General features: G+C 27.0%; 5 protein-coding genes and 1 tRNA gene. 4 read left to right on the forward strand and 2 right to left on the reverse strand.

Annotated features, from left to right (window positions below; genetic code table 11):
* Window positions 1-247 precede the first annotated feature (247 nt).
* A complete protein-coding gene (gpmA, locus tag E6A48_RS11145) occupies window positions 248-994 on the reverse strand; it encodes a 2,3-diphosphoglycerate-dependent phosphoglycerate mutase (RefSeq protein WP_219710362.1) in 747 nt (248 codons plus the stop codon).
* Window positions 995-1,187: 193 nt separating this feature from the next.
* On the opposite strand from gpmA, the gene E6A48_RS11150 reads away from it, so the two are divergent.
* The 4 genes from E6A48_RS11150 to E6A48_RS11165 all read left to right on the forward strand — a co-directional run bounded on the left by E6A48_RS11150 (window position 1,188) and on the right by E6A48_RS11165 (window position 5,142).
* Window positions 1,188-1,262, forward strand: a tRNA-Asp gene (locus E6A48_RS11150).
* Between the two features lie 36 nt (window positions 1,263-1,298).
* Window positions 1,299-1,562 (forward strand): 30S ribosomal protein S20, encoded by a 264-nt coding sequence (rpsT, locus tag E6A48_RS11155; protein WP_013243928.1) that lies wholly within the window; start codon window positions 1,299-1,301, stop codon window positions 1,560-1,562.
* A gap of 141 nt (window positions 1,563-1,703) precedes the next feature.
* Entirely contained in the window at window positions 1,704-2,144 is a 441-nt protein-coding gene (locus E6A48_RS11160) for a PepSY-like domain-containing protein (protein WP_219710363.1), read from the forward strand.
* A gap of 139 nt (window positions 2,145-2,283) precedes the next feature.
* On the forward strand, window positions 2,284-5,142 hold the full coding sequence (locus E6A48_RS11165; RefSeq protein ID WP_219710365.1) for a chromosome segregation SMC family protein: 2,859 nt from the start codon (window positions 2,284-2,286) through the stop codon (window positions 5,140-5,142).
* A 138-nt stretch (window positions 5,143-5,280) separates the two neighbouring features.
* Here E6A48_RS11165 and E6A48_RS11170 read toward each other — a convergent pair.
* The coding region (locus tag E6A48_RS11170; protein ID WP_258018610.1) for a hypothetical protein at window positions 5,281-6,580 on the reverse strand (1,300 nt) is incomplete at its 5' end.

The following is a 6,580-nucleotide window of genomic DNA, read 5'->3' on the forward strand; positions in this document are numbered from 1 at the left end:
GATAAATATCCTATTCTTTTTCTATTTCCTAAAAAAGCTAATATTACTATTGAAATAAATAATATAATAAGAAATATTAAATATATTCTAAAAAATAGCTTTTTATTTTTCATATTATTTCCTTAATGATCAAATACATTTGGTTTTTCATAATATCACAATTTAATTTTTTAGGCAATAAATAAAGAGGAAATTTAATTAAAAAACTTCCTCTTTATTTTATATATAAAATATATTTTATTATTATTTATTTTTTCTTGCCTTGGTTAGCTACAGCTTCCATAGCTTTTTTAACAGCCTCAGGGTCGCCTAAGTATTGTTTATTAACAGCTTTGAAATTATCATCAAGCTCATAAACCAAAGGCATTCCAGTAGGTATATTAAGCTCTGTGATATCAGCATCAGAAATATTGTCTAAGTATTTAACTAATGCTCTTAAGCTATTACCATGAGCAGCGATGATGATTTTTTTTCCGGCTTTAATATCTGGAAGTATAACATTTTCCCAGAAAGGAACAACTCTTGCAACAGTGTCTTTTAAACATTCTGTGAGAGGAAGTTCTTTTTCAGATAAGTTTTTGTAGCGAGGATCATTTCCAGGATATCTTTCATCAGATTTTTCTAAAGCAGGAGGCGGAGTATCATAACTTCTTCTCCATATTTTTACTTGGTCCTCACCATATTTTTCAGCAGTTTGAGATTTATTTAATCCCTGTAAAGCACCATAATGTCTTTCATTAAGCTGCCAGCATTTTTCTACGGGTATCCATAAAAGTCCCATTTCTTCTAATACTAAGTTTAAAGTTTTGATTGCACGAGTAAGAGTAGAAGTGTATGCTTTATCAAAAGTAAAACCAGCTTTTTTAAGTTCTACACCGCCAGCTTTAGCTTCTTCAACCCCTTTTTCTGATAAAGTAACATCAGCCCAACCAGTAAAAAGGTTTTCTTTATTCCAAACACTCTCACCATGTCTTATTAAAACAACTTTAGTCATTAATAAACTCCTCATAAAAGTGTATTTTTATTTATTATATAGTCAAAAGTATAAAAAATCAAAGAATCTTCATTAATTATTTGTTTTTTATAGTAGTTTATTTTAAATATTTTTAAATTGTTAATAAAAAAGGAGTTTTGCACTTGACAAAAAATATATTTGTAGTATAATGATTAAACTTAAAAAGTTTTTTGGAGTTGTAGCTCAGTTTGGTTAGAGCGCCTGCCTGTCACGCAGGAGGTCGCGGGTTCGAGCCCCGTTAACTCCGATTTTTATTTTAACTAACTTCACTGGAGTATAATGAATGCCTAATATAAGATCAGCTTCTAAAAGATTAAGACAGAACTCTACTAGAAATCTTTATAACAGAAAAATTAAAAGTTTTTTAAATACTCAAAAGAAAAAAGTATTAAAATCTATAGATGCTAATGATAAAAATGCTTCTATAGCTGAATATAATAAATATGCTAGTGCTTTAGATAAAGCTGCTAGAAAATCTGTTATTCACAGCAATAGAGCTAGTGTTAAAAAATCTGAGATGATGAAAAAAATTAATGCTTTGAAATAATTTTTAAGATAATTCTCAAGTTGTGTGTTCATATTGAGGCTATGGCTTTTTGCTGTAGCCTTAATTTTTATATAATATAATTAAATTAAAATAAATAAAATACGAATATATAATAAATATATATTCTATTTATTTTATTATATGAAGAAAGTTTTATTATTGTTTATAATTTTGTATTCTTTTTTATACACACAAAACCTTACGGAGGCTTCTTTACCTCTTCAGGCTAAAAATTTTATTTATCTTAATTTAGAGGGTGATAGCGTAGATACTGTTAGCTTGTATCAAAACGGCGGAGGGTATGAAGTTAATACTAAATTAGGCTTTAATATTATATTTTATCAAAGCGGACTTTGGAAAAGCATTAAAATAAACAATTTAGAAAATAATCCAAACGGCATACCAAGAAGCTGTATACATAGAAGTATGGTTAAAGTAATAGATAATGAATATCCTTCTTCAAAAATAACTTCTATAACCAGAGAAAATAAGTTTTTTACTATTGTGCTTAATAATAATGTAGAGTTAGAAATTACAGGATATGGTATTATAGTATCTAAGAAAAATTTGGAAGAACAGTAAAATTATTTATAATTATAAATTCATTGATTTTTTTTAATACGATTGTATAATGTTTTAATATTTATACTGTAATTAATTATTGTAGATGACGATAATTATTATAAATTTGTTAATTAGTATATAGAAAACAGGAAAGAAAATGTATATAAAGAATCTTAATTTGCACGGATTCAAATCATTTGCCATAGAAACTAATATAGAGTTTAATGAGGGTGTTACTGTAGTGCTTGGACCTAATGGTATAGGTAAAAGTAATATAGTAGAAGCCTTTTTATGGGTAATGGGGGAGCAGTCTGCAAGCAGATTAAGAATTGATAGTTCTAAAGGGCTTGAGAGTGTCATATTTCATGGTACAGACACTAGAAAACCGTCCTCTTTGGCACAAGTAGCTTTAACATTAGATAATACTTCAAGATGGATAAAAAAATATGATAAAGATGAGATAATAGTTACCAGAAAGTATTATAGAAAAGGTTTATCAGAATATTATATTAATGATGAACAAGTAAGGCTTAAAGATATAGTAGATATGTTTCTTGACACAGGATTAGGTAAAAATGCCTATTCTGTAATTAAACAGGGAACAGTTTCAGAGATTGCTAAACAAAAGCCAGAAGAGAGAAGAACTATAATAGAAAATGCTGCTGGTATCAGTAAATATCTTGAGAGAAGAAGAGAGGCTACAAAAAAACTTGAAGACTCTGAAAGAAACCTTGATAATGTAAAAATAGATATAAAAAATGCTGAAAAAAATTATAAATCATTAAAAGACCAAGCGGCACGCACAGAGAAATATTATTCACTTATAGATGATAAAAAAAAGATAAGCATAAGCATAAATGTTAATCAGATTAAAAAGGCAAAAATCACTTTAGAGGATTATAATAAAAATCTTGAAGATCTTAATAATAAAAAACAGGAACTTGAAAAGAACCTATTAGATTTAGACAATCAAAAACAGCAGGAACTATTAAAATTTGAAGAGACAAGAAACTTATCTATAGAGCTTGATAAGCAGGTGTCATTAATAGTAACAGAACTTACTCATATAGAAAAAATGTCTAGTCAATTAAAAATACAATTAGAAAATAAGTTTAAAGAAAAAGAAGAAACTATAAACAGAAAAAACACTTTAGCTAAAAGAATAGAAGAAGATAAAAATCAAATATTAGAATTAGATAAAGACATAAAAAACATATTAGAAAATATTGAGTTAGCATTAAAAGAACAAGAGATAGAAGAGGGCAATATTGCAAGCGAGCAGAATAAAATAGCTAGCTGCAACGATGAAATAGCAATACTCACACAAAATAATCAAAACAATACTTTAAAAATAGCCGATGCTAGAGAAAGACAGCTTGAAGTGATAAATAAAATAATTACCGAGATTGATGAAAAGAAGAAAGATATAATGGGTAATAGTTTTTATCAGAATATAGGAAAGCATGAGGCTGATATTGATATAGGTTTTAATAACTTGCTTGGTTCTATTAATACTAAAATGAACACTATAAAAGAGTTTGAAGATGATGGTGTTTTAGATAATCTCAATGAGCTTAGTTTTAATTCTCTATCATCATTTGTAAGAAACTTAAAAGATATGCTTGATACAGAGAAAAGAGATGCATTGCTTTTACAAGATATTTTTAAAGAATACACTAAAATAAAAGACCCTTTTGTTGATTTGTTGTTTGACAAAGAGGGTACTTATATGCAAAAAGAGGCTATAGATAAAGAGATAGTTTCTTTGGAATCTGCTATTCAAAGCAATCTTGATAGAATAGAAGAGCTTAACAATGAAATAAAAAAAGCAACAGAAAATATTAATTTATCAAACTCTAATCTTACTACTCTCACAATATCAAAAGCAAAATATGAAACAAATAAAAAAGCTTCTGAAGATAGAAAAGAGATGATAATAAAAAGTATAGCTATTGTAGAAGAAGAGTTTGCAACATTAAATGATAAGATACAAAAACAAGAAGAAGATTATAAATTATTAGATAAAGAGCTTAAAGATAATATAAACAATTTCAAAGAATTAGAAAAGAAAAAAACAAAAATGGAGAGTGAGGCAAGATTAAAGGCTAGTGAGATAAAAAAGGCTGAATCTGCTTTATCTAACTTTGATGTTAATCATTCTAAGCATATAAAAAAGTTAAACGAAACAAACGAAAATATTACAAGAATAAGCGAGAGAATTAATCAGACAAAAGACAAGATAAATGATATATATAATAATTTTTATGAAACTAATGCTATTAATTTGAAAGAATATGAGGCTGTTACTGAAGGCTTAATTGATGAAGAAGTTTTTAGAAACAAGCTAAACACTATTAATGACAAGATTAAGAATTTAGGTCATATTAATGAGATGGCACTCGATGAATATCAAGAAGCAAAAAATAGATTCGAGTTTTTAAGCAAGCAAAAAGAAGATTTGGAAAAATCAAAAGAAGAGATATTAAAAATAATAGCTGATGCCAACAAAAAGGCAGGAGAAGATTTTCTTAAAACATTTAATGAAATAAACAAAAAATTCTCTGAGACTTTTAAAATCTTATTTGGCGGCGGTAATGCCGGCTTAAAGATACAAAACGAAGAAGATTTATTAAACAGTCCTATTGATATATTTGCACAGCCGCCGGGCAAGAAAATGGAAAACATAGTGTCCTATTCTGGCGGTGAGCTTACCATGACAGGACTTGCTTTGGTATTTGCTATATTTTTGTATAGACCTAGTCCATTTTGTATACTTGACGAGGTGGACGCTGCTTTGGACGGAGCAAACATTATAAGATATAAGAATATGGTTAAGGGTTTATCAGATAAAACTCAATTCTTAATTATCACTCACGATGAAGTATCTGCCACTATAGCCGATGCTTATTATGGAATTACAGCGGAAGAGAAGGGCGTATCTAAAATATTTACAGTGAAGGTTGATAAAGACGGAGCTGTAAATGGCAGCGAAGAGAAGCTAGTTACAAACGAATAGTATATGCTAAAAATTTAGTATTTTAATTTATTGTTTGTGGGGACTAGCCCCCACACCCCCACTTCTTTTGGTGACCCAAAGAAGCAAAAGGACTGCATTTTTTAGTTAAAATTTAAGTATTATCTTATTTATATATTTCTAATCATATGAAGTAAAAATATTTGCACTTTTTGCAACTTTTTGCGGCGGGAAAAAGTTGAATAAAAAAGCAACTTCATTACTTATTTTAGCTAAATCAGTAATTCTTTGTTTGTATTCATCTTTTAATTTATCATCAGCTAACTTATAACCTTCAATAAAATCATTATAAGCTTCTTCTATTAATTTATCTTTTTCTTTTTTGCTTTTTGTATTATTTGCTAATAATTGTTTTGATAACGATTTATTAAAATAAGCATTTGAGTAATTAGGATTTAATTCTATAGTTTTATTATAATCTTTAATAGCTTCTTTGTATATGCTTAAATTTGTTTTAGCATTACCTCTATTATTATAAGCTATAGAACAAATATTTTTATATTTAGAATATTCTTCAGAGTTTTTATCATATTTTTTTAATAAACTATTTGTCATTTCTATAATTTTGTTATAATAATTTATACATAAATTATGGTCTTTATTATCATCCGCTTGATAAGCTAAATTAAATAAATTTGATATTTCTATATTTCTATTATTTTCCTCTATTAGTTTTTTAGTTTCTTCTTCTGCTTGATTTTTTATTGATTTTATTAATTGCTCGCTTTCTGTTTGTGCTTGTTCTTTTATATCTAATATCATTTGATTTGATTTTTCTTGAATTGATTTTATTGATTCATCAAATTCTATTTTTAATTTATCTATTGAATTTAAAGCCACCTCTCTATTTTTTTCTATGACTTTTTGAGTTTCATCTGCTGCTTGATTTTTTATATTTTCTATAATTTCATTAGCTTTATTAGTAACATCTGCCAATTTTTCTTTACTCTCTGATAAAATATTATTATTTATAAAAATACCTGCAAATGTAAATACTATCATTATTACAGACAAAAATGCAAACCAGAAACTTAATAAATCATTTGAGTTTTTCATTATCTCTGACATTGATGATTCTAGCATTCTTGTGTTTATATCAAATGTTGATTTGAAACTATTTGCTATTTCATCATTAATTATAAATTCGTTGTTTATTGTAATATTGTTTTCTGATTCATTAGTTATAACAATTTTATCTATGGTTGTGTTGCTTATTATAGTTTGAATATTTAGAGAGTAATTTTCTAATGCTTTATTGAATCTATTATCTATAAATATAGCATGTACAGAATATATTACGGCAAATGCTCCCAAAGCAAGCAAAAATAATATAATCATTATGCAAGTATTATTTTTATGTTTGCTATTATATTTATTATTAGGCTTATCATTTGTGTTATTGTTTGTGTTATTGTTTGTG

It is taken from the genome of Brachyspira pilosicoli (genome assembly GCF_019402445.1).
Lineage (GTDB): Bacteria > Spirochaetota > Brachyspiria > Brachyspirales > Brachyspiraceae > Brachyspira > Brachyspira pilosicoli_B.